This is a genomic window from Nonomuraea sp. NPDC049637 (genome assembly GCF_040675235.1).
Classification (GTDB): Bacteria; Actinomycetota; Actinomycetes; order Streptosporangiales; family Streptosporangiaceae; genus Nonomuraea.
In genome coordinates this window covers 78425-101307 of sequence record NZ_JBFAOM010000027.1, presented here as the reverse complement: position 1 = coordinate 101307, position 22883 = coordinate 78425, and the positions used below count along the sequence as shown (strand labels likewise).

22 protein-coding genes are annotated in these 22883 nt (G+C 72.6%); 5 read left to right on the top strand and 17 right to left on the bottom strand.

Features of this window, described 5'->3' with window-relative positions; all coding sequences use genetic code 11:
- Positions 1-81 precede the first annotated feature (81 nt).
- Positions 82-2805: a BTAD domain-containing putative transcriptional regulator gene (locus AB0J71_RS31715; RefSeq protein WP_364417395.1), complete on the top strand. Its 2724-nt coding sequence runs from the start codon at positions 82-84 to the stop codon at positions 2803-2805.
- Between the two features lie 27 nt (positions 2806-2832).
- Here AB0J71_RS31715 and AB0J71_RS31710 read toward each other — a convergent pair whose 3' ends face one another.
- Complete coding sequence (locus tag AB0J71_RS31710) at positions 2833-3708, bottom strand: hypothetical protein (RefSeq protein WP_352327782.1); 876 nt, start codon at positions 3706-3708, stop codon at positions 2833-2835.
- Positions 3709-3749: 41 nt separating this feature from the next.
- Positions 3750-4643: an LD-carboxypeptidase gene (locus AB0J71_RS31705; RefSeq protein ID WP_364417393.1), complete on the bottom strand. Its 894-nt coding sequence runs from the start codon at positions 4641-4643 to the stop codon at positions 3750-3752.
- Between the two features lie 101 nt (positions 4644-4744).
- On the opposite strand from AB0J71_RS31705, the gene AB0J71_RS31700 reads away from it, so the two are divergent.
- Positions 4745-5629 carry a sulfotransferase gene (locus AB0J71_RS31700; protein WP_364393665.1) on the top strand — a complete coding sequence of 295 codons (885 nt, stop codon included), beginning with the start codon at positions 4745-4747 and terminating at the stop codon, positions 5627-5629.
- On the opposite strand, the gene AB0J71_RS31695 is transcribed toward AB0J71_RS31700, so the two are convergent.
- From AB0J71_RS31695 to AB0J71_RS31675, 5 genes are all read right to left on the bottom strand, one after another.
- On the bottom strand, positions 5601-7490 hold the full coding sequence (locus AB0J71_RS31695) for an ABC transporter ATP-binding protein (RefSeq protein ID WP_352325515.1): 1890 nt from the start codon (positions 7488-7490) through the stop codon (positions 5601-5603). The genes AB0J71_RS31700 and AB0J71_RS31695 overlap by 29 nt on opposite strands.
- 103 nt (positions 7491-7593) lie before the next feature.
- The gene (locus tag AB0J71_RS31690) at positions 7594-8421 is read right to left on the bottom strand and encodes an enoyl-CoA hydratase/isomerase family protein (RefSeq protein WP_364417391.1); all 828 of its coding nucleotides are present in this window, start codon (positions 8419-8421) and stop codon (positions 7594-7596) included.
- A gap of 145 nt (positions 8422-8566) precedes the next feature.
- Positions 8567-8782, bottom strand: a complete 216-nt coding sequence (locus tag AB0J71_RS31685; RefSeq protein ID WP_125642298.1) for a helix-turn-helix domain-containing protein — start codon at positions 8780-8782, stop codon at positions 8567-8569.
- A gap of 113 nt (positions 8783-8895) precedes the next feature.
- A complete protein-coding gene (locus tag AB0J71_RS31680) occupies positions 8896-10494 on the bottom strand; it encodes an ABC-F family ATP-binding cassette domain-containing protein (protein ID WP_364417389.1) in 1599 nt (532 codons plus the stop codon).
- A gap of 157 nt (positions 10495-10651) precedes the next feature.
- Positions 10652-11230 (bottom strand): helix-turn-helix domain-containing protein, encoded by a 579-nt coding sequence (locus tag AB0J71_RS31675; protein ID WP_364417387.1) that lies wholly within the window; start codon positions 11228-11230, stop codon positions 10652-10654.
- Positions 11231-11317: 87 nt separating this feature from the next.
- Between AB0J71_RS31675 and AB0J71_RS31670 the strand changes: the two genes are divergently transcribed.
- Positions 11318-12142, top strand: a complete 825-nt coding sequence (locus AB0J71_RS31670) for an NAD(P)H-binding protein (RefSeq protein WP_364417385.1) — start codon at positions 11318-11320, stop codon at positions 12140-12142.
- Positions 12143-12165: 23 nt separating this feature from the next.
- Here AB0J71_RS31670 and AB0J71_RS31665 read toward each other — a convergent pair whose 3' ends face one another.
- Positions 12166-12819, bottom strand: a complete 654-nt coding sequence (locus tag AB0J71_RS31665; protein ID WP_352325521.1) for an acVLRF1 family peptidyl-tRNA hydrolase — start codon at positions 12817-12819, stop codon at positions 12166-12168.
- 119 nt (positions 12820-12938) lie between these two features.
- On the opposite strand from AB0J71_RS31665, the gene AB0J71_RS31660 reads away from it, so the two are divergent.
- Positions 12939-13964 (top strand): EAL domain-containing protein, encoded by a 1026-nt coding sequence (locus tag AB0J71_RS31660; protein WP_352325522.1) that lies wholly within the window; start codon positions 12939-12941, stop codon positions 13962-13964.
- Positions 13965-14026: 62 nt separating this feature from the next.
- Here the strand turns inward: AB0J71_RS31660 and AB0J71_RS31655 are convergent, their stop codons facing one another.
- The 6 genes from AB0J71_RS31655 to AB0J71_RS31630 form a co-directional block, all read right to left on the bottom strand.
- Positions 14027-14632, bottom strand: coding sequence for a response regulator transcription factor (locus AB0J71_RS31655; protein ID WP_352325523.1), 606 nt, complete (start codon positions 14630-14632; stop codon positions 14027-14029).
- On the bottom strand, positions 14629-15762 hold the full coding sequence (locus AB0J71_RS31650) for a sensor histidine kinase (protein WP_352325524.1): 1134 nt from the start codon (positions 15760-15762) through the stop codon (positions 14629-14631). The genes AB0J71_RS31655 and AB0J71_RS31650 overlap by 4 nt, the downstream gene beginning before the upstream one ends.
- Positions 15759-16493, bottom strand: a complete 735-nt coding sequence (locus tag AB0J71_RS31645; RefSeq protein WP_352325525.1) for an ABC transporter permease — start codon at positions 16491-16493, stop codon at positions 15759-15761. Before AB0J71_RS31645 ends, AB0J71_RS31650 begins: the two co-directional genes overlap by 4 nt.
- On the bottom strand, positions 16493-17377 hold the full coding sequence (locus AB0J71_RS31640) for an ABC transporter ATP-binding protein (RefSeq protein ID WP_352325526.1): 885 nt from the start codon (positions 17375-17377) through the stop codon (positions 16493-16495). The genes AB0J71_RS31645 and AB0J71_RS31640 overlap by 1 nt, the downstream gene beginning before the upstream one ends.
- Before the next feature lie 70 nt (positions 17378-17447).
- Positions 17448-18293, bottom strand: coding sequence for an ATP phosphoribosyltransferase (gene hisG, locus AB0J71_RS31635; protein ID WP_352325534.1), 846 nt, complete (start codon positions 18291-18293; stop codon positions 17448-17450).
- A 59-nt stretch (positions 18294-18352) separates the two neighbouring features.
- Entirely contained in the window at positions 18353-18616 is a 264-nt protein-coding gene (locus AB0J71_RS31630) for a phosphoribosyl-ATP diphosphatase (RefSeq protein ID WP_189652386.1), read from the bottom strand.
- A 150-nt stretch (positions 18617-18766) separates the two neighbouring features.
- On the opposite strand from AB0J71_RS31630, the gene AB0J71_RS31625 reads away from it, so the two are divergent.
- The gene (locus tag AB0J71_RS31625; RefSeq protein WP_352325527.1) at positions 18767-19789 is read left to right on the top strand and encodes an aminotransferase class V-fold PLP-dependent enzyme; all 1023 of its coding nucleotides are present in this window, start codon (positions 18767-18769) and stop codon (positions 19787-19789) included.
- Between the two features lie 75 nt (positions 19790-19864).
- On the opposite strand, the gene AB0J71_RS31620 is transcribed toward AB0J71_RS31625, so the two are convergent.
- The 3 genes from AB0J71_RS31620 to sufU form a co-directional block, all read right to left on the bottom strand.
- Positions 19865-21781, bottom strand: coding sequence for a DEAD/DEAH box helicase (locus tag AB0J71_RS31620; protein ID WP_352325529.1), 1917 nt, complete (start codon positions 21779-21781; stop codon positions 19865-19867).
- Between the two features lie 308 nt (positions 21782-22089).
- Positions 22090-22449, bottom strand: coding sequence for a metal-sulfur cluster assembly factor (locus AB0J71_RS31615; protein WP_352325530.1), 360 nt, complete (start codon positions 22447-22449; stop codon positions 22090-22092).
- Positions 22446-22883 (bottom strand): Fe-S cluster assembly sulfur transfer protein SufU, encoded by a 438-nt coding sequence (gene sufU, locus AB0J71_RS31610; protein ID WP_352325531.1) that lies wholly within the window; start codon positions 22881-22883, stop codon positions 22446-22448. The genes AB0J71_RS31615 and sufU overlap by 4 nt, the downstream gene beginning before the upstream one ends.

Below are 22883 nucleotides of genomic sequence, written 5' to 3'. Positions count from 1 at the left end.
TTTCTCAATGACCTCTCAATGCCGTCTCGAAGACGTGACAACAGGGGATGAACCGGCGCCCCTTGATTAGGCTTGAAGATCATGATGATTCGGTTGCTCGGACCGGTGGAGCTGGAGCGCGCGGATCAGACCGGACCGGTACGCCCCCCGCAGGCCGCGCTCGCGCTCGCCGCGCTGGCCTGGGAGGCGGGCCGGGTCGTGCCCGTCGAGACGTTGCTGGCCCGGATCTGGGGTGAGCACGTGCCGCCGGGCGCGCGGAACACGCTGCACACGATCATCACCCGGCTGCGCCGGGAGGTGCTCGGCGACGAGGGCCGCGTGCTGCGCCAGGTCGGCGGCTACCTGCTCGACGTGGCCGAGCCGGGCGTGGACCTGCGGCGTTTCCGGAGCCTGGCCGAGGGGGCGGCGACGGCGGCCGATCCCCGTACGCCGCTGGAGGAGGCGCTGGCGTTGTGGCGCGGCGACCCGCTGGCGGGGCTGCCGGGCGAATGGACCGAGCGGGTGCGGCGGCGGCTGTGGGAGGAGCGCAAGGAGGTCGTGCTGCGCTGGGCCCGTACGGTGTCGGCCGAGGACCCCGGGGCCGCGGTCGCGGCACTGTCGCCGCTGGCCGAGGCGTACCCGCTGGACGAGCTGGTGGCCGGCGCGCTCATCGAGGCGCTGCACGAGGGCGGCCGGACCGCCGAGGCGCTGGCCCGCTACGCCGCCGTACGCCGCACCCTGGCCGAGGAGCTGGGCGTCGAACCCGGCGCGGCCCTGCGCGACCTCCACCACCTGCTCCTGCGAACCGGCGGGACGGGCCGCACCCGCGAGGACGCGGCGAGTGTGACCGCGCCGCCCGTTCCCGCGCAGTTGCCCGCCGGGCTCGCCGGTTTCGTGGGCCGCGAGGCCGAGCTGGCGCGCCTGGCCGGCGCCGCGGCCGTCTGCGTGATCTCGGGGCCGCCCGGCGTCGGCAAGTCCTCGCTGGCGCTGCACTGGGCGCACCACCACCGCGACCGGTACCCCGGCGGCCAGCTCCACGCCCGTCTCGGCGGCCTCGACCCGGCCGACGCCGCCGCCGTCCTGTCCCGTTTCCTGGGCGCGCTCGGCGTGCCGGAGTCCCGGATCCCGCTGGGCGTCGAGGACCGGACCGGGCTCTACCGCAGCCTGCTGGCCACCCACCGGGTGCTCGTCCTGCTGGACGACGCCCGCGCCGCCGACCAGGTCACCCCGCTCCTGGCCACCGCGCCCGGCTGCCTGACGCTGATCACCAGCCGGGCGGAGCTGCCCGCGCTGTCGGTCACCATGGGCGCGTCCCTGCTGCATCTGGACACCCTCACGGCCGAGGAGTCCCGCCATCTCCTGGCCGCCCGGGTGGGCGAGGCGCGCCTGGCCGCCGAGCCCGAGGCCGCGGAGCTGATCGTCGACCGGTGCGGCCGGCTGCCGCTGGCCCTGGCCATCGTGGCCGCCCGGACGGTACGCCGGTCCGACCTGCCGCTGGCCGACATCGCCGCCGATCTGGAACGCGCGGGCGCCGACCTGGAGCCGTTCGCCGACGCCGATCCGGCGATCGACCTGCGGGCCGTGTTCGGCCGGTCGTACCGGGAGCTGCCGGAGGAGGCGGCGCGGCTGTTCCGCCTGCTCGGGCAGGCGCCGCCGCACCTCCCGCCGGCCGCGGTCGCGAGCCTGGCCGGCCTGCCCGTGGAGCGGACCCGCAGGCTCGTGGACCTGCTCCACCGGGCCAACCTCGTCGAGCTGTCCGCCCGCGACCGCCCGAGGCTGCACGACCTGCTGCGGGCCTACGCCGTCGAGCAGGCCCGCAGCACCGACCGGCGCGCCGCCCGCGGGGCCGCGATCCGCCGCCTGCTGGACCACTACCTGCACTCGGCCTGCGCGGCCAGCGCCGTCTGCTACCCCTACCGTGAGCACGTCCGGCGGGGGCGGCCGGCCCGCGGCGTCACCCCGGAGCGCTTCACCGGCCCGGAAGAGGCTCTGAGCTGGTACGCCACGGAGTCGGCGGTGCTGCCCGCGCTGGTGGGCGAGGCCGCGCGGGCGGGGCTGGACCGGCACGCCTGGCAGCTCGCCTGGGGGTTCGGCGAGTTCATGCAGCGCCGCGGCCTGTGGGAGGAGAGCCTGCGCGTCCAGACGGTGGCGCTGGAGTGCGCCGCGCGGCTCGGCGACCGGCTGGCGCAGGCCGGATGCCACAGCGGCCTGGCCCGCGCGCACGCCAGGCTCGGCTCCGACCGGCAGGCGGTCGAGCACTTCGACCGGGCCATCGAGCTGCACCGGGGCCTCGGCGAGCCGGTCCTGGAGGCGCACCTGCACCTCGGCCAGGCCGTCGCGGTCGGCCGGGTGCGGCCGGGCGAGGAACTGCGGCACGCGTTGCGGGCCCAGGAGCTGTTCGAGGAGGGCGGCGACGCCATCGGCCAGGCCCGCGCGCTGAACACCGCGGGCTGGTGGCGTGCCCAGCTCGGCCAGTACGACCAGGCGTACGCCGACTGCTGCCGGGCGCAGCGCATCCTGGCCGACCTCGGCTACGCCCAGGGCGAGGGGCATGCGTGGGACAGCATCGCGTACGTGCTGGAGGCCAAGGGCGATCACCCGGGCGCGGTGGCCTGCTACGAGCGGGCGGCCGCGCTCCTGCTGTCCTGCGACGACCTGCACCCTGCCGCCCAGACGCTGGTCCGGCTCGGCGAGACGCACGCCGCCGCCGGCGACCGCGCGGGCGCCCTGGACGCCTGGCGGCGGGCCGTGGAGTGCTACGAGACGCTCGGCGACGCCGAGGCCGAGACGATCCGCACCCGCTGCGCGGTCCTGCGCCGCCACTGACGAGGGCGCCCCCTGGAAGGAGGGCGCTCAGACGGCCAGGCGGGCCAGGATGCGGGCGAACTCCGGCGGCGGCGCCACCACCAGCCTCGTCTGCCCCTGCTGCACCACGATGTCGGCCTTGATCAGCGTCAGCCGTCCCTGGTGCCACCAGTAGACCTGCGCGCTCAGCCCGCCGGTGCGGGCCGCGTGCACCCGCAGCCGTTCGATGGCGCGCACCACCCCGATGCCGTCCACCGGGCGCACCAGCACCGTGTACGGGTCGGGCAGCACCACCAGCACCCCGTCGGCGGGCACGGTGAGGTGGTCGCCGAGCCAGCGCAGATGCGTGGCGGCCGACGGGCTCCTGCCGGTCAGCCGGGTCACCGGCGTGCCGCCCAGCTCGATGCGCTCGACCTCCAGCCGCTCGGCCCGCCGGACGTTCGCCACGGCCAGGTCGAGCGCCTGAGCCGTCGGGACGGGCCAGCAGCCGGCCTCCTCGGGCCGCACCAGGCGCGAGCCGACGGTCAGCAACTCCACCAGGTCGGCGTTGAGGTGCCGCCCCACCACCCGGGTCAGGTCGGGGACCTCGTCCACCGCCTCCACCCGGGTGCGCAGCAGGGGCGCGGCCTGGTCGAGGTCGCAGGCGTCGTAACGCTCGTCCGCGGTGGCCAGGGCGTGCGCGAGGTGCTCGGAGACCAGCACCGGCCAGTCCTCCCTGGCCCGGCGCCCGGCCTCGCGGCGCAGCCCGGTCAGCTTCACCACCAGCTCCGCGACGCCGTCGCCGCGCAGGGTCAGCGACGCGCCGTCGCGGGCGAACTCGCACACGAACCCCAGGGACTCCGCGACGAGGCCGAGCAGGGAGTCGAGGTCGACGTCCTCGATCGGCCGGCGGGAGGGCTCCCGGTCACGCCTGAAGAAGCTCACACACCGTCCCCTCTGTCGGATTCGTCCCTTTCGGTGTCTTCCTACCTTGCCTGCTCGCCGTCGCGGAACGGACCAGCCAGGGAGCACGATTCGGTATCGATAACCCCAAGCTCCCCCAGCCACACGCTCATCTGTGGTGACCCGTGCCCCACCGGAAGCCCGGCCACCACGGGCACCCCGAGCGGCGCCAGCCGGTCGGCCAGCACCGGGTACGGGTCGCCGCAGTCCACCCACGACCCGAGCGCGATGCCCCGCACACCGTCGAACGCCCCGGCCTGCAGCAGCTGCGTCAGCATCCGGTCGATCCGGTACGGCTCCTCCCCGATGTCCTCCAGCAGCACCAGCTTGCCGTCGAAGGAGGGCTGGTACCGGGTGCCGCACATCGAGGCCAGCAGCGACAGGTTGCCCCCGGTGAGCACGCCCTCGGCCCGTCCTGGCGCCAGCACCCGGTCGCCCCGCACGGTCGCGCTCTCCCCGGCCAGCGCCGCCCACAGGCTCTCCCACGAACGCGGCTCGGGGCCCTGCTCGGCGGCGATCGTGTCGCAGGCGGTCATCGGCCCGTGCAGCGTCGGCACGCCCAGCTCGATCGCGAAGGCGTTGTGCAGGGCCGTGATGTCGCTCGACCCGACCAGCACCTTGGGCCCGGCCGCGCGCATGGCGTCCCAGTCGAGCAGGCCGAGCAGCCGGGCCGCGCCGTAGCCGCCCCGGCCGCAGAACACCACCGACACGGCCGGGTCGCACCAGGCGGCCTGGAGGTCGGCGGCGCGGGCGGCGTCCTGGCCGGCCAGGTAGTCGAGGCCCTGGCGGTCGAGCGCGTGCGTCCCGGCCACCACCTTCAGCCCGAGGGCCTCCAGCCGCTCGACGCCGCGCTGGAACAGGACGGGTGAGGGCGGCCCCGACGGCATGACGATCGCGACGGTGTCACCTTGCTGCATCGGTCAACTCCTGCAGGCCTGGGAGCGCCGGGGCCCGGGTAAGCACCGAAACGCTGATTGGCTCGTTCACCTGCCAAACGGTGTCACACTTGTGGTCCAGTATGCGACTTCCGCCCCACATCCTCGTGGTCAACGGCATCAAGGTCCGCAGGCCCGTCTTCCTGCTCGGCGCCCCGCACTCCGGCGCGGACCTGCTGGCCCGCGCCCTCAAACGCTCCCCGGGCTTCCACGTCACGACCGGCCGCGCGAGCGTGGCGCACGTCGTATACGCCTTCGCCCGCAAACCGTCCATCGGCCGCACGTCGGGCGCGGTGCGCGTGCTGCGCGACGCGCTGGCCGAGTCCTGGCAGGTCTCCCCGCGCTCGTGCGGGCAGTGCGCCGAGCCGTGCCGGGAGGCGGGCGGGGTGACCGGCAGCGGGCCGTGCGTCGATCCCGGAGAGGTGACGCGGTTCGGCGACGGCAGCCCCGACCTGCTCTACAGCGCGCCGGTGCTGCTCCAGGCATTCCCCGACGCCCGGTTCGTCCAGCTCATCAGGGACGGCAGGGACGCCGTCGCCGGCATGCTCGGCGACCCGGCGTGCCTGGCCTGGTTCAAGCCCGCGATGCTCTCCGACAGCACCGAGTTCCCCAACGCCTTCCTCGGCGTCAACAAGGACGAGCACCTCGACCGGTGGAAGGGCATGCCCGCGGCGGGCAAGGCGGCGCTGCGCTGGCGCAGCGCCGTGCGGCTGAGCGCCGAGCTGCGCCGGGAGCTGCCCGAGCGGCAGCTCCTCACCGTCCGCTACGAGGACTTGGCGCTCAAGCCAGCCGACACGCTCGCCGTGCTCACCGAGTTCCTGGAGACGCGGGTGTCCAAGGTCGCGCTGTACGGCTCGCGCGTCCCCGAGGTCGGCGCCTGGCGGGCCCGGCTGCGGCCGGCCGACCTGGAGCTGGTGGAGAAGGTCGCCCGGCAGGAGCTCACCCGGCTGGGCTACCTCCCGAGCTGAACTGGGTGCGGTAGAGCTCGGCGTAGTGGCCGCCGCGCGCCAGCAGCTCCTCGTGCCGGCCGCGCTCGGCCACGCGCCCGTCGTGCACGACGAGGATCTCGTCGGCCTCCCTGATCGTGGACAGCCGGTGGGCGATGACCAGCGACGTACGGCCGTGCAGGGCCGTCTTGAGCGCGAGCTGCACGGCCGCCTCGGACTCGGAGTCGAGGTGCGCGGTCGCCTCGTCGAGCACGACCACGCGCGGCGCCTTCAGCAGCAGCCTGGCCAGCGCGAGCCGCTGCTTCTCGCCGCCGGACAGCCGGTAGCCGCGGTCGCCGACGACGGTGTCGAGCCCGTCGGGCAGCCCCTCGACGAGGTCGCCGATCTGCGCGGCGCGCAGGGCGTCGCGGATCTCCTCGTCGCTCGCGCCGGGCCTGGCGTAGCGGAGGTTGGCCCCGATCGTGTCGTGGAACAGGTGGGCGTCCTGCATGACGACGCCGACGGTGTCGCGCAGCGAGTCGAGCGTGGCCTCGCGCACGTCGAGCCCGTTGATCCGGACGGCCCCCTCGTTGACGTCGTAGAGCCGGGAGACCAGGGAGGTGATGGTGGTCTTGCCCGCGCCGGAGTGGCCGACCAGCGCGATCATCTCGCCCGGCCGGGCGGTGAAGGAGACGCCCTTCAGCACCTCCTGCGACGGGCCCCCGGAGTCCTGGCGGGCCACCGACTCCAGGGAGGCGAGCGAGACCTCCTCGGCCGCCGGGTAGCGGAAGCGCACGTCGTCGAACTCGATGGTGACCGGCCCCTCGGGCACCGGACGCGCGCCGGGCCGCTGCGCGACCATCGGCTTGAGGTCGAGGATCTCGAAGACGCGGTCGAAGCTGACCAGCGCCGTCATCACGTCGACGTGCACGTTGGACAGGGACGTCAGCGGGCCGTACAGGCGCATCAGCAGCGCGGTCAGGGCCACCAGCGTGCCCAGCTCGAAGGCGCCGCCGACGGCGAGCACGCCGCCGATGCCGTAGACCAGCGCGGTGGCCAGGGCGGCGACCAGGCCGAGCGCGACCCGGAAGACCGTGCCGTACATGCCGACGGTCACGCCGACGTCGCGGACGCGGGCCGCGCGGGCGGCGAAGGTGGCCGCGTCGTCCTCGGGCCGGCCGTAGAGCTTGGCGACCATCGCGCCGGCCACGTTGAAGCGCTCGGTGGTGACCGAGCTCATCTCGGCGTCGAGCTGCATCTGCTCGCGGGTCAGCGCGGACATGCGCCGGCCGACGTATTTGGCGGGCACGATGAAGATCGGCAGCAGCACCAGCGCGACCAGCGTGACCTGCCACGACAGCGCCAGCATCGCGCCCAGCACCAGGACCAGGCTGACCACGTTGGACACCACGGACGACAGCGTGCTGGTCAGCGCCCGCTGGGCGCCGATCACGTCGCTGTTGAGCCGGCTGACCAGCGCGCCGGTCTGCGCCCGCATGAAGAAGGCCACCGGCATGCGCTGCACGTGGTCGAAGACCTCGGTGCGCAGGTCGTAGATGAGCCCCTCGCCGATGCGCGCGGAGAACCAGCGCTGCGCCAGCGTCAGCGCGGCGTCGAGGACGGCCAGCGCGCCGATGGCCACGGCCAGGCCGATCACGACGTCGGTGCGGCCGGTCAGGATGCCGTCGTCGATGATCGCCTTCATCAACAGCGGGTTGGCCACCACGATCACCGCCCCGGCCACCACGAGCAGCAGGAACGCCGCGATCTTCCTGGTGTGCGGGCGCGCGTGCCGGCCGATGCGCCGGACCGTGCCCGGCGCGATGCGCTGCTTGGTCACCGAGCCGTCACGGCGCAGCGACATCCAGACCTGAGGGCCGAAGCCCCCTCCCATCATCGCCATACGGGGGATCCCTCCTCCTCCCCCGGATTCAGCGTCGAGAGGTCCTCCGGCGATTCCGCGATCCGCTCACGGCGAACCGGAGCCCCGCCTCCGGCCGGCCGTCCTAACGCGGGCCGAACAGGGCTTTGATGCGCTTGGCCTGCTCCCTGCCCTCGGCCGCACTCTGCTCCTCCAGGGTGCGCGCCCGCGCCCCCTGGAGGAGGCGCTTCGTCGCCACCGCCGCGTCCCGGTTCGTCGACAGCAGCTCCGCGATCTTGTTCTGTACGGTCTTGTCCAGGTCGCCCCCGGCGACCACCTGCTCCGCGAGGCCGATGCGCATGGCCTCCTCGGCGTACACGTTCCTGGCGGTCAGGCAGATGTCGATCGCCTTGGCCAGTCCGACCAGCTCGACCAGGGGTTTGGTCCCCGTCAGATCCGGGACCAGGCCCAGTGCGGGCTCTTTCATGCAGAAGGTGACGTCGTCGGCCACGATGCGCAGGTCACAGGCGAGCGCGAGCTGGAACCCCGCGCCGATCGCGTGCCCCTGCACGGCGGCGATGGAGACGATCTCCGGGCGGCGCAGCCACAGGAAACCGTCCTGTGCCTGACGTATACGCTGCTCGAAGGTCTCGCCGTCGGTTGCGGCGGCCGAGCTGAACGAGCCCTGTCCGGGCACTCCCTCCGGTGTGAACATCCGCAGGTCGATTCCTGCCGAGAAGGACGGTCCCTCACCTTTCACGACGACGACGCGCACCTGTTCGGGAAGGCTCTCCCCGATGCGAGCCAACGCCGACCATGTCGCGAACGTCTGGGCGTTGCGCTTTTCCGGCCGGTCCAGCGTGATCGTCGCTATCTCACCGTCCACCTCATAGCGAAGCCCGATCTCCGCCAGCCTTTCGGCAGAGACGTCCTCCGCGTGCCCCCCGCGCTGTGGTGCCTGTGCTTCCGCCATCGCCTGCTCCCTTTGTCCGGTCGCGCACGGGGTGCGCCACCAAGGCTGACCGTCGCGCCCGAGCTTACAGAATATGATTCTGGCTCGGGCGCGACAGCGACTGACTAGGGACGGGCGGCTGCGGTCGCACGTACCGAGGCAGCCGTCAGCGCTTGGACTTGCCTCGAGTCGCCCCGCCGCGCCCGCGCAGAGTCACACCGGACTCGCTAAGGATGCGGTGGATGAACCCGTAGGACCGACCGGTCGAAGCGGCCAGGGCGCGGATGCTCTCGCCCTGCGCGTAGCGCTTCTTGAGATCGCCGGCCAGTTTTTCCCGGTCGGCCCCGGTGACCCGGGTGCCCTTCTTCAGTGTCTCGGCCACGAGTACCTCCTGTAGTGCCGGACTTCCGCAGCGTTACTCCGCCATGATCAGTCATTTCAGCGGGATCGGCTACCTACTCCACGGGAAAAGATCCGTACCCACTCAAATTAAGATCAGGCAAGTGCCACAAGATCGGAAAATTCGTCGCTCCACGCGTCTTCAGTTCCGTCAGGCAGCAAGATCACCCTATCCGGTGACAGGGCGTCAACGGCACCCTCGTCATGGGTGACGAGGACGATTGCTCCTGAATACGACCTCAGAGCGTTGAGAACCTGCTCACGGCTGACCGGATCGAGGTTGTTCGTGGGCTCGTCGAGCAGCAGGACGTTGGCGCTCGACAACACCAGGATCGCCAGCGCGAGCCGGGTCTTCTCGCCGCCGGACAGGACACCGGCGGGCTTGTCGACGTCGTCGCCGGAGAACAGGAACGAGCCGAGGACCTTGCGCAGCTCGGTGTCGGTGAACTCGCCGCCCGCCGAGCGCATGTTCTCCAGCAGCGTGCGGGAGGGGTCGAGGGTCTCGTGCTCCTGGGCGTAGTAGCCGACCTTCAGGCCGTGGCCGGGCCGCAGCTCGCCGGTGTCGGGAGACTCGATGCCGCCGAGTATGCGCAGCAGCGTGGTCTTGCCGGCGCCGTTGAGGCCGAGGATGACGACCCTGTGACCTCGGTCGATGGCCACGTTGACGTCGGTGAACACCTCCAGGGAGCCGTAGGACTTCGACAGGCCCTCGGCCATGAGCGGCGTGCGGCCGCACGGCAGGGGCTCGGGGAAGCGCAGACGGGCGACCTTGTCGCTCTGGCGCTCCTCCTCGGTGCCGGCCAGCAGCCGGTGGGCGCGGCGCATCATGTCCTGGGCCGCCTTGGCCTTGGTGGCCTTGGCGCGCATCTTGTCGGCCTGGGCCAGCAGCGCGCCCGCCTGCTTCTCGGCGTTGGCGCGCTCGCGCTTCCTGCGCTTCTCGTCGGTCTCGCGCTGGGCCAGGTAGGCCGTCCAGCCGACGTTGTAGTGGTCGATCACCGAGCGGTTGGCGTCGAGGTGGAGGACCTTGTTGACCGTGGCTTCAAGAAGGCCGACGTCGTGACTGATGATCACCAAGCCACCTTGATGAGATCGCAAAAAATCACGAAGCCACCCGATTGAGTCCGCATCTAGGTGGTTTGTCGGCTCGTCGAGAAGGAGAGTTTCCGCTCCGCTGAAAAGAATTCGCGCCAATTCCACGCGGCGCCGCTGACCGCCGGAAAGCGTTTGCAACGTCTGCCCGAGTACCCGGTCGGGCAGGCCGAGGCTGGAGGCGATGGAGGCGGCCTCGGACTCTGCCGCGTAGCCGCCGAGCACGTGCATCTGGTCCTCGAGCCTGCCGTACTGCTTGACGGCCTTCTCGCGGGTGCGCTCGTCGGCGGAGGACATGCCGACCTCGGCCTCGCGCAGCTTGCGCAGGACCTCGTCGAGGCCGCGCGCGGCCAGGATGCGGTCGCGGGCCAGCACCTGAAGGTCGCCCGTACGGGGGTCCTGGGGCAGGTAGCCGATGCTGCCGGAGGAGGTGACCGAGCCCGCGGCGGGCAGCGCCTCCCCCGCGAGCACCTTGGTCAGGGTGGTCTTGCCCGCGCCGTTGCGGCCGACCAGACCTATCTTGTCGCCGGGGTTGACCCGGAAGGAGGCGTTCTCGATGAGCAGGCGCGCGCCCGCGCGCAGCTCGATGTCACTGGCGATGATCATATTGGCGGACACTCCCGAGCTAGGAAACGAGGATTGGGCGTGCGACCGCCGGTCAATCGGGAGTATGCATACAGATCAGTGTAGGGCCCCCGTGCCAGGCGCTACCTCTGCTTATAGGGGCTCCAGGTGCCCTCCGATACGCGTGGGACGGGTGCCGTCAGGCGGGCAGCGAAGTGGCGGCGCCGGCGGCCATCCCGTCGAGCATGAGGTGCAGGTACTTCTCCGGACGCGCGGCCACGGGGGCGGGCAGCCCGTCGGGGTGGCAGGTGAAGACGTTGAGCAGGCTGACGACGTCCTCCCAGGTCACGTCGGGACGCATGCCGCCCTCGGCCTGGGCCCGGCGGACGAGCTCCTGGAGCAGCCCCAGCCAGCGCTCCTTGCTCTCGGCGAACTCCGCCGTGCCCGCGATGGCCTCCTGCGGCAGGTGGGCCAGCGCGGCGGCCAGCGCGACGCGGCCCGGGGCGGCGGCCCACAGCACGAACCCGCGCAGCGCGCCCCAGGCGTCCTCCTCGCGGTCGACGGCGCGCTCCAGGGCCTCGGCCAGCGACTGGACGTAATGCTCGCCCAGCGCGGCGATGAGGGCGTCGCGGTCGGGGAAGCGGCGGTAGAGGGTGCCGACGCCGACGCCGGCCTGCCGCGCGATGAGCTCCATGGGCGCGTTGACGCCGCGCTCGGCCATCACCCGGGCGGCCGCGTCGAGGATCTTGACCAGGTTCCTTCTGGCGTCCGCGCGCACGTCCCGACCCCCTAAGTGGACGAACTGTTTCCGCTTAGTGTACCGTCCAGGCAAGCGGACGAAGAGATTCCACTTAGGAGGACAACCATGATCGTGATCACCGGCGCGACCGGTTCCATCGGCCGGGCCCTGGTCGCCCAGCTCGCCGGCCAGGACGTGCTCGCGGTCTCGCGTGCCGCCGCCGACCTGGGCGTACGGCACGCCGTCGGCGACTTCACCCGGCCGGAGACGATCGGCCGGCTGCTATCCCCCGGCGACCGGCTGTTCCTCAACAGCTCGCCGTTCCCCGGGTTCGCCGAGCGGCTCAACGAGGTCATCGACCTGGCCGCCGAGGCGGGCGTGGCGCAGATCGTCGAGGTATCCGTACGCGACGCCGCCCCCGGCGCCGCGCTCAGCGCCGGGCCCCACGGCGAGGTCGACGAGCACCTGCGGGCCTCCGGCGTGCCGCACGCCGTCCTGCAGCCGACCGGGTTCATGCAAAACCTGCTCGGCGAGGTGCGCGGCGACCGCTTTTACGGCTCCTGGGGCGCCGGCCCGATGAACTACATCGACGCCAGGGACATCGCCGCGGTGGCCGCCGCCCTGCTGACCCGGCCCGTGGGCGCATCGGGCTCGTACCTGCTGACCGGGCCCGAGTCGCCCACCCACGAGGAGATCGCGGCGACGCTGACCCGCGTGCTCGGGCGGCCGATCTCCTACGTGGACCTGCCGGTGCCCGAGATGGCCGCGCGGCTGGCCGGACAGGGGATCCCGGAGCCGTTCGCCACCGAGCTGGCCACCACGCAGGCGACGCTGAGCCGGACCGGCTGGGCGGAGATCACCACCACCGTCGAGGAGGTCACCGGCCGCCCGCCCCGCACCCTGGCCGCCTTCGCCGCCGACCACGCCGACGCCTTCCTCCCGGCGTCCTGACCGCCTGATCGAACCCTCAGGGCTCAGGACGGGTCGACCACCCGGATCCGGACGGCCCGGAACCGGGCGGGCGCGTCGCGCAGGACCGCGAGCCTCGGGTCGGGCACCACCAGGAACGGCTCGCTCTCCAGCGCGAACACCGGCGCGAGCCGCCGGTCGCCGCGCAGCGCGTCGACCGCCCGCCGGTCGCCGCCGAGCACCACCGCCTCCAGCTCGCCGAGCCGCGGCACGAGCACCCGCACCGCCGTCTCCGCCGCGCTGTCGAACGCCTGGGCCGCCTGCTTCTGCCGCCTCCTGGCGAAGCGCTGCTGCGACCACCCGCCGGCCGCCGTACGGCCCTGCACCAGCCGGGAGCCGACCTTGGAGTCCAGCAGCTCGGCGCCGTGGAACACCCCGGCCGCGTAACCGCCGAGCCGGACCAGCAGCACGCCCACCCGCCGCGCGGCCTGCGCGTGCGCGACCAGCCCGGTCACGTGCGGCGGGCCCGGGGTCATGGGCGGGAACGGCACGTGCAGCTCGGCCAGCGCGCCGTCGGCGGCGGTCAGGCGGACCACGCGGTCGTCGCCGGCGGCCTCGAAGGGCCCGTGGCGGCCGGCGAACCCGTCGATCCAGGGGTGCACGCGCTCGGGCGGCACCGTGACCCAGCGGCCGCCGCCTCTGGCCGGACGCGCGCTCATGCGGGAAGGGTAACCGAACGACATTCCCTTCACGAGAAGGGGGGAACTATAGCGGAAATGTCGGTGAACTTCGTTTCGGAGGGCTTCTGCCGTAACCGTGCCGGTCGGATCATCTGAACGTGTCCTCCCTGCTCACCAGCCCTGTAGTGGATCTCGACAACGGGGCCGTCATCGCTCAGCCCGCCGTCGTCGACCCGGCGGGCGTCCTCCGGGCGGCTCCGCTGCCCATGGTGCTGCCACTGCCCCTGCACGTGGTGCTCTCGGGCGCCGGGGCGCTGGCGCCGCTCCACGAGGCCCTGCGGCGGGCGGGCAGGCATCCTCGTGAGGCCATCCTGATGCTCACCGGAACGTGCCAGGAGCAGGACCGCCGCCTGCTGAAGGTCGGCCTCGACGGGCTGCGCACGATCGGCTACCTGCTGGGCTTCGCCGACGTGGGCGCGGGCGGCCCGGCGCTGGACGTCGTCACCGACTCCGCGCCGTACCTGCTGGCGCTGGACGAAGAGCTGGTGACCAGGTTGCCCGGCGACCACCGGGCGGCGGCCGTGGCCCGCGCGGTGGTGACGCTGGCCCGCGGGATCGGCGCGCACGTGATGGCCCCGGGCGTCGAGCGCGAGGGGCAGGTGGCGGTGGCCCGCGGCCTGGGCGTGCGCCTGGCCCACGGCCCGCTGCTGGCGCCCGGCCCCGACGGCAAGATCCGGGTGCCGCTCCCGGTGGCCGACGAGTCGCCGGACACGCTGATGCTCGGCCCGCGGGTGCAGGAGCTGCTGCTCCCGGCGGTGACGCTGCCGGCCGGGGCCAAGGCGGAGGAGGTCGTGGCGGCGTTCGGGCACGAGCCCACCATCACCAGCGTGATCCTGGTGGACGAGTACCAGCGCCCCAAGGGCAGCCTCGACCGCAGCCGCTTCCTGCTGTCCTTCGCCGCCCGGTACGGGCACGCCCTGCACGGCGCCAAGCCCGCCCAGCGCCTGGCCGACCCGCCGCGCACGGTCCCGAGGACGACCCCCGCCATCGCCGCCATGCAGGCCGCCGGCCGGGACGCCGCCCGCATCTACGACGACCTGGTGGTCACCGACGAGCTCAACCGCTGCCTGGGCATCGTCCGGGTGTCGGACCTGATCCGCCAGATCGCCGCCATGCGGACCTGAGGTCCAGCCGCGCCCGGCCAGACCCGGCCCGGCCAGACGCGGCCCGGCCAGACGCGGCCCGGCTAGACCCAGCCCTGGGCCTTGGCCCGCCGCACGGCCTCGATGCGGTTGCGCGCGTGCGTCTTCTGGATGGCCGCGGACAGGTAGTTGCGCACCGTGCCCTCCGACAGGTGCAGGCGGCGGGCGATGTCCCCGATCGTGGAGCCGTCGGCGGCGGCGGCCAGCACGTCGCGCTCGCGCGCCGACAGCGGGTTCGGCCCCGCGCTCAGCGCCGCCGCGGCCAGCCCCGGGTCGATGACCCGCTCCCCCGCCTGCACCCGGCGGATGGCCGCCGCGAGGTCCTTGGCCGGGCTGTCCTTGACCAGGAACGCCACCGCCCCCGCCTCCATCGCGGTGCGCAGGTAGCCGGGCCGCCCGAACGTGGTCAGGATCATCACCCGGCAGCCCGGCACCCGGGCGGCGATCTCGGCGGCGGCGGTGAGGCCGTCCTTGCCGGGCATCTCGATGTCCAGCAGCGCGATGTCGGGGGTCGCGGCGACCGCGACGGCGACGGCCTCGTCCCCGTCGGCGGCCTCGCCGACCACCTCGATGTCGGGCTCAAGGCCGAGCAGCGAGGCCAGCGCGCCGCGGATCATGCCCTGGTCCTCGGCCAGCATCACCCGGATCACGCGGCCGTCCCCACCCTGATCGGCACGAGCACCCGCAGCCGGAACCCGCCCTTGGGCGCGCCGCCGGCCTCCATGGTGCCGCCCGCGCCCGTCACCCGTTCGCGCAGGCCGCTGAGCCCGCTGCCGGTGCCCTGCGGCTCGCCGCCGCGTCCGTCGTCCATGATCTCAAGAGTGGCGTGTTCGCCGTCGTACGTCACCTGGATCTCGCAACGGGCGGCCCGCGCGTGCCGTACGACGTTGGTGACGCCCTCGCGCACCGCCCAGCCGAACAACCCGTCGAGCAGGTCGGGCAGCGGCGTGCCCGACACCCGCACCTCGGCCCGCACGCCCGCCGCCCGCAGCACCGACCGGGCGCCGTCGATCTCCTCCGACAGGCTGCGCTGCCGGTAGCCGGTGACCGCCTCGCGCACCTCCACCAGCGCCTGCCTGGCCACGGACTCGATGTCGGCGATCTCCTGCCGCACCTGCGGCGACTCCTCGGCCAGCCGCCCGGCCAGCTCGCTCTTGAGCACGATCAGCGACAGGCTGTGGCCGAGCAGGTCGTGCAGGTCGCGGGCGATGCGCAGGCGCTCCTCCGTGGCCGCCAGCCTGGCCACCTCGTCCTGCGCCTGCTGCAGCTGCAGCGTCAGCATCCGGCTGTTGCGGATGCTGATGAACAGCACGCCCAGCGTGACGACCTGCAGCCCCAGCACGACGACGCCGGCGAACTCGTCGCCGGTCAGCACCCCGGCCGCCACCACCACCGCCAGGTTCACGCCCACCCCCGCCAGCGCCCAGGCGGGCGGGAGCGTGAACCCGTAGAGCACGACCGTGTAGACCGGCAGGGTGAGCCAGGCGCCGCCGAAGGCGAACGCGCTGACCACCGCGATCACCGCGGTCACCCCGAGCAGGGGGAAGGTGGCCCGTGAACGCTCGTGGAAGCTCTTGGCGCTGATCACCGTGCCGGCGAAGCAGCCGATGAACGCGACCAGCGCCACGGCACCCCAGAACGCCCGGGCGCCGGTGACGCCGCCCGCGACGATCTCGGCGATCGGGAAGACGAGGTAGACCATGCCGACGGACATCCCGAGCAGCCGCCGCCTGGGCGACGGCCGCCCGTCACCGAAGTGCAGCTTGTCGGCGAAACTCATGCCCGAACAGTAGCCCGGCGGTAGAGGTAGGCGGCAGCCCCGCCCAGGACGACCGCCCATCCGCCGACCACCAGCACGTCGGTCATCGCGACGCCCTTCCCGGCGACGATGCTCCAGCCGAGGCTCGCGTAGTGGTAGGAGGGCATGATGTCGGCCACGGTCCGCATGGTGTCGCCGAACACCTCGGGCGGGAACCACAGGCCGCCCGCGATGGCCAGGACGAACATGCAGATCATCGCGGCCGGCTGCGCGGCGTCGGCCGTCAGCAGCGACCCGATCGCCAGGCCCAGCGCGATGAACGGGATCGTCCCCAGCCACATGGCCAGCAGCAGCGGCACCCACCGCCCGACCGGCATCGACACGCCCTGCTGGACGATCCCGACGACGGCCACCAGCAGCAGCGAGGGCAGCACGAGCAGCATGGCGGTGCCGAGCTTGGTGGCGATGATCATCCAGTTCGGCAGCGGGGTGATCTGGAGCTGGCGCAGCCAGCCGGACTGCCGCTCGGTCGCCCACGGCACCGCCGAGCTCATCATCGACGAGGCCAGCGCCCCGTAGGCGGCCATGGAGACCATCAGCACGACGCTGTAGCTCACCCCGGCGCCGTCGGTCTGTTTGCCGTAGATGTTGGCGTTGATCAGGTATAGCACGACCGGGAAGATGACCACGAAGATGATGTAGCGCCGGTTGCGCAGCATGCGCATCGCCTCGGTCTTGGCGTAGAACAGCATCAGGACTCCCTGGTGAGCGCGAGGAAGGCGTCTTCGAGGTCGGCGCCGGTGAGCTGGAGGCCGCGCACGTCGAGCTCGGTGCCCCGGAACAGGGCGGCCACGGTCGCGTCGGGGTCGGAGGTGTGCAGCGTGGCGGTGCCTGCGGCGACCTCGACGGCGGTGACGCCGGGCAGCCGGTCGAGCCCGGCCGCGGGCTGGTCGCCCAGCGTGAAGCGCACGACCTGCCCGCCCACGCCCGCCTTGATCTCGGCGGCGGTGCCGTCGGCGGCCAGCCGGCCGCGGGCGATGACGATCACCCGGTCGGAGTGCTCGTCGGCCTCCTCCAGGTAGTGGGTGGCGAACAGCACGGTCCTGCCGCCGGCGGCGTAGTCGTGCATGCTGGCCCAGAACCGCAGCCTGGACTCCACGTCCATGGCCGCGGTCGGCTCGTCGAGCAGCAGGATCTTCGGCGCGCCCGCGATGGCCAGGGCGAACCTGACGCGCTGCGTCTGGCCGCCGGACAGCTTGTTCGCGCGCCGCTTGACCAGGTCCGACAGGTCGGCCAGCTTGAGGATCTCGGCCAGCGGCAGCGGGTCGGGATAGAGCCTGCGGACGACCTCGATGAGCTCCTTGACCGACAGCTCGGGGATGAGGGCGCCGTTCTGGAGCATCGCGCCCAGCTCGCCGGAGCGCACCGCGTGGTCGGGCGTGCGGCCGTGGATGGTGATCGTGCCGCTGGTCGGACGCAGCAGGCCGAGCAGCATGTTGATCGAGGTGGACTTGCCCGCGCCGTTGGGGCCGAGCAGGGCCACGGTCTTGCCTGGCTCGATGGCGAGCGAGAGGTCGTCGACGGCAAGCACGTCCCCGTAGCGCTTGCTGACCTGGTCGAACACGATGGCGTTCATGTCAGCAAACGCTACGGGCGCGGCTTTTCCCCCGTTAGTGTGATCCTTCCGGGGTTGACGGTGACATTTGTCAGAGGCGGCAGGCGTAGATGTCCGTGACCAGGATGGCCCGCGCGCCGATGTCCCAGAGCTGGTCCATCACCTGCTGGTGGCCCTTGCGCCGGACCATGGCCCGGACGGCGACCCAGCCCTCGCGGTGGAGCGGCGAGACCGTGGGCCCCTCCATGCCGGGCGTGAGGGCGATGGCCTCCTCGATGCGCTCGGCACGGATGTCGTAGTCCATCATGACGAAGTCGCGGGCGTGCACGACGCCCTGCAGCCGGCGGACGAGCTGGCCCATGCCCGGCGTCTCCGGCGCGCTCTGCCGCTTGATCAGCACGCCCTCCGAGCGCATGATCGGCTCGCCGAACACCTCCAGGCCGACGTTGCGCAGCGTGGTTCCGGTCTCGACGACGTCGGCGACCGCGTCGGCCACGCCGAGCCGGATCGCGGTCTCGACGGCGCCGTCGAGCTTGATCACGCGGGCGTCGACGCCCTGGTCGGACAGGTACTTGTCGAGCAGCCCCGCGTAGGAGGTGGCGATGCGCTGCCCGTCGAGGTCTTTCACCGACGACATCGTGCCCGCCTTGGCGGCCAGCCGGAAGGTGGAGCCGCCGAAGCCGAGCGGCATGATCTCCTCGACCGGCGCGCCGGAGTCGATCAGCATGTCGCGGCCGGTGATGCCGAGGTCGAGGGTGCCCTCCCCGACGTAGACGGCGATGTCACGGGGACGCAGGAAGAACAGCTCGCAGCCGTTGTCCTCGTCGACGACGACGAGCTCCTTGCTGTCCCTGCGGGACCGGTAGCCGGCCTCCTTGAGCATGTTCTGGGCGGCTTCGCTGAGCGCGCCCTTGTTCGGTACGGCCAGACGCAGCATGTTCGGGTCTTCTTCCTCACTCATGGTCGACGGGGACGCCGGGGCGGGCGCGAGGCGCCCTAGAGATGCTTGTACACCTCGTCGAGCCCGATGCCCTTGGCGATCATGAGCACCTGCACGTGGTAGAGGAGCTGGGAGATCTCCTCCGCCGCCCTGTCGTTCGACTCGTGCTCGGCGGCCATCCAGCTCTCGGCGGCCTCCTCGACGACCTTCTTGCCGATGGCATGCACGCCGGCGTCGAGCGCGGCCACGGTGCCCGAGCCCGCGGGCCTGGTACGCGCCTTGTCTGACAGCTCGGCGAACAGCTCTTCGAAGGTCTTCATGGTCTCTCTCGTCGGTCGGTTTGCGTGCCTGACAAGCCTAGTCTGCGCGCGACGGTGACGCCGCCCGGAGTCCGCCACGCGAGACGGCCGCTTCCTGCCCGTCGCCCGGGCGCCGCTTGGTCTCCGCGGGGCCGTTCTAGGCTGGTGGTCATGGACATCGCGACCGTGGGCAAGCTCTGGGACGCCGATCCCGGCTGGCTCAACACCCCTTCGTACGGCCTTCCGCCCCGCCCGGCCTTCGAGGAGTTGCAGGCCGTGCTCACCGAGTGGCGGCACGGCCGCGGCGACTGGGCCCCCTGGGACGCCTCGGTCGGCCGGGCCCGCACGGCCTTCGCCCACCTGGTCGGCGCCGAGCCGGCTGACGTGACGGTCGGCTCGACGGTGTCGCAGATCATGTCCACGGTGGCCACCGCGCTGCCGCCGGGGGCGCGGGTGCTGGTGCCGGAGATCGAGTTCACCAGCAACCTGTTCCCGTGGGCGATGGCGGCCGAGGTCGAGACCGTGCCCGCCGATCGCCTGGCCGACGCCGTCACGGGCCGCACCGACGCCGTCGCCTTCAGCCTCGTGCAGTCGGCCACCGGCTACGTGACGCCGCTGCACGAGGTCGTCGCCGCCGCCCGCGCCCACGACGCGCTGGTCATCGCCGACGGCTCCCAGGCGTGCGGGTGGCTGCCGGTGTCGGTGGCCGACGGGATCGACGTGCTGGCGTGCGCGGCCTACAAGTGGCTCATGGCGCCGCGCGGGGCCGCGTTCGGGTACCTGTCGCCCCGGGTGCGCTCCCTGATGCGGCCGCTGGCGGCCAACTGGTACGCCGGCGAAGATCCGGGCGGCTCCTACTACGGGCCGCCGCTGCGGCTGGCCGCCGACGCCCGCGCCTTCGACCTGTCGCCGGCCTGGTTCTGCTACGTCGGCGCGGCGCCCGCGCTCGAACTGCTCAACGAGATCGGCGCCCAGCGCGTGCACGAGCACGACGTCGGGCTGGCCAACCGGTTCAGGGCCGGGCTGGGGCTGGAGGCGGCCGACTCGGCGATCGTGTCGGTGGAGGCGCCGGGCGAGCGGCTGGCGGCGGCCGGCATCCGCGCCGCGGTGCGCGCCGGCCGGGTCCGGGCGGGCTTCCACGTCTACAACACCGTCGACGACGTCGACCGCGCTCTCGACGTCCTGACCTCGTAGCAGGCCCGGGCACGACGAAGCCCGCCGCCCCTCCCCTGCGGGAGGCGCGACGGGCAGTCGGTCGTTCAGCCGGGGTCAGCGCTCGAAGCGGCGGCCGCCCCCGTTGTTGCGGCGGAACCCGCCGTTGCCGCGCTCCTCGGAACGGAAGCCGCCGCCGGAGCGGAAGCCGTCGCGGGGGGCGCGCTCGTCGGAGCGGGCGGGCCGGTCGCGGTCGCCCGAGAACGGGCGGCCACGGTCGGCGCCGAAGCGGCCGCGGTCGTCGGCGCGGAAACCGCCGCCGCCGCTGCGCTGGCCGTCACGGAACCCGGCGCCACGCGGCCCCTCGGAGCGGTAGCCGCGGTCGTCCTGACGGAACGGCCGGTCCTCGGACCGGAAGCCGCCACGGTCGTCCTGACGGGCGGGACGGTCGTCGGAACGGTAACCACCGCGGTCGTCCTGGCGGGGACGGTCGTCGGAGCGGAAACCGCCGCGCGGCCGGTCGCCACGCCGGCGGTCCTCGCCGAACGTGCGCGGCTCGCCGGAGCGCTGCCCGCCGCCGAACGGCCGCTCGCCCTCGGCGTGCCGGCGCGGACGACGGTCCTCGCCGGACTCCTCGTGGCGTCGCGGACGGCGGTCGTCGCCGCCGGCGAAGGCGCCGTCCTCGTGCCGGCGCGGACGGCGCTCGCCGTCGAACTCGCGGCGCGGACGACGCCCGCCCCGGCGCTCGGCGCCGCCGTGACCGCCCTCACGGCGCGGGCGCAGCGGCTTGCGGACGTCGGGCTCCCACACGGGGATGGCCTCGCCGGTCGGCGTCCTGGCCCCGGCCACCTCGGCCAGCCGGGGGTGCCCCGGGGTGGCCTTGAGCCGGAACGGGTGGATGCCGGCGCGCCTGGTCAGGGCGTCGGTCGAGCGGCGCTCGTTGGGCAGCACCAGGGTGACGACGGTGCCCTTCTCGCCCGCGCGGGCGGTACGGCCGCCGCGGTGCAGGTAGCTCTTGTGGTCCTGCGGCGGGTCGACGTGCAGCACCAGGCTGATGTTGTCGACGTGGATGCCGCGGGCCGCGACGTCGGTGCAGACCAGCACGTTGATCGAGCCCTCGCGGAACTCGGCCAGGATGCGGGTGCGCTGGTTCTGGCGCTTGCCGCCGTGCAGGCCGCCGGCCTTGATGCCGACCCGGGCGAGCTGCTTGCACAGCCGGTCGACGCCGTGCTGGGTGCGGACGAAGATGATCGTACGGCCCTCGCGGTTGGCGATCTCGGCCGTGACGTCGAACTTGTCGTCCCGCGTGACCTGCATCACGTGGTGCTCCATGGTGTCGACCGGCGAGGTCGCCGGAGCCACGGAGTGGGTGATCGGGTCCTTGAGGAAGCGGCGCACCAGCTTGTCGACGTCGCCGTCGAGGGTGGCCGAGAACAGCAGGCGCTGCCCGTCGGTCGGGGTCTGGGCCAGCAGCTCGGTGACGACGGGGAAGAAGCCTAGGTCGCACATGTGGTCGGCCTCGTCGAGGACGGAGACCTCGACCTGCGCCAGCGAGCACTCGCCCTGCCGGATCAGGTCGCCCAGGCGGCCCGGGGTGGCGATCACGATGTCGACGCCGCGGCGCAGGGCCTCGATCTGCTTGCCCATGGACATGCCGCCCACGACGACCTTCATCCGCAGCCCGAGGCCGCGGCCGAGCGGTTCGAGCGCGTCGTGCACCTGAAGGGCCAGCTCACGGGTGGGCACAAGGATCATCGCGCGCGGGTGGCCGGCGGCGGGCCGCACCCCCGCGATGCGAGCCATGGTCGGCAAACCGAAGGCCAGGGTCTTGCCCGAGCCGGTCTGGCCACGGCCCAGGACGTCATGGCCGGCGAGCACGTCGGGGATCGTCGCACTCTGGATGGGGAACGGGCTGTCGATGCCCTGCTTGGCCAGGCCGCTGATGAGCGGCTTGGGAAGGCCGAGCAGTTCGAACTCCGACGGGCCCGCCTCGGGGGCGGTCTCGTCGAACGCGGGCATGACAGCGTCAAGCATGGTCACGAAATTCGTGCCTTTCAGTCGAAGTGGCGCGTCACTTCTGCGAAAGGACGAGCCGGGACATACGGCCTGATGCCGTACAAGTTGCAGTACGCCCGCCATCGAGGCGGGACTTCACAGGGGGGATACACCGGGGCACCGGCCGCAGGCGGCGCGATGACGCGAGATGAGGCGTCTGGTGTATACCTGGTGCCAACGCCGGGGATGTTATCGGATATTCCCTGACTGGGTACGGACCTTCCGAAACCCTTCATCGGCACACTGAAACGGCTGACGCCCAACGCCAGCCGTTACAGCTAGAAAGATCAGACGTTGAAGCCTAGCATACGGAGCTGCTCACGCCCCTCGTCGGTGATTTTGTCGGGGCCCCACGGCGGCAGCCAGACCCAGTTGATCTTCACGTCGGAGACCATGCCCTCCAGGGCGGAGTGGGCCTGGTCCTCGATGACGTCGGTCAGCGGGCAGGCCGCGCTGGTCAGCGTCATGTCAATGGTGGCCACCGGCTGACCGGCGTCGGACGGGTCGAGGTTGAGCCCGTAGATCAGCCCCAGGTCGACGACGTTGATGCCGAGCTCGGGGTCGACGACGTCCTTGAGCGCCTCCATGACCTCCTCGACGGTGGTGTCACCGTCGAAGCCGGTCGGAGTCTCCACAGGCTTGCTCATTGGGCACTCCTCACCACAGCGTCCTTGTAGGCCATCCACGACAGCAGCGCGCACTTGACGCGTGCCGGGAACTTGGCCACGCCCGCGAACGCCACCGCGTCCCCGAGCACTTCCTCGTCGGCCTCGACCTGCCCCCGGCCCTGCATGAGCCGGGTGAACTCGTCGACCACCGACAGCGACTCCTCGACCGTCGAGCCGGTGGCCAGCTCGTGCAGCACGGAGGCGGCCGCCTGGCTGATCGAGCAGCCCTGGCCGTCGTAGGAGACGTCTTCGATCTTACCGGCGTCGCCCACCCTGACCCGCAGCGTGATCTCGTCGCCGCACGTCGGGTTCACGTGGTGAACCTCGGCGTCGTACGGCTCGCGAAGCCCCCGCCCCTGCGGGTGCTTGTAGTGTTCCAGGATCAGCTCCTGGTACATCGACTCGCCGATCAT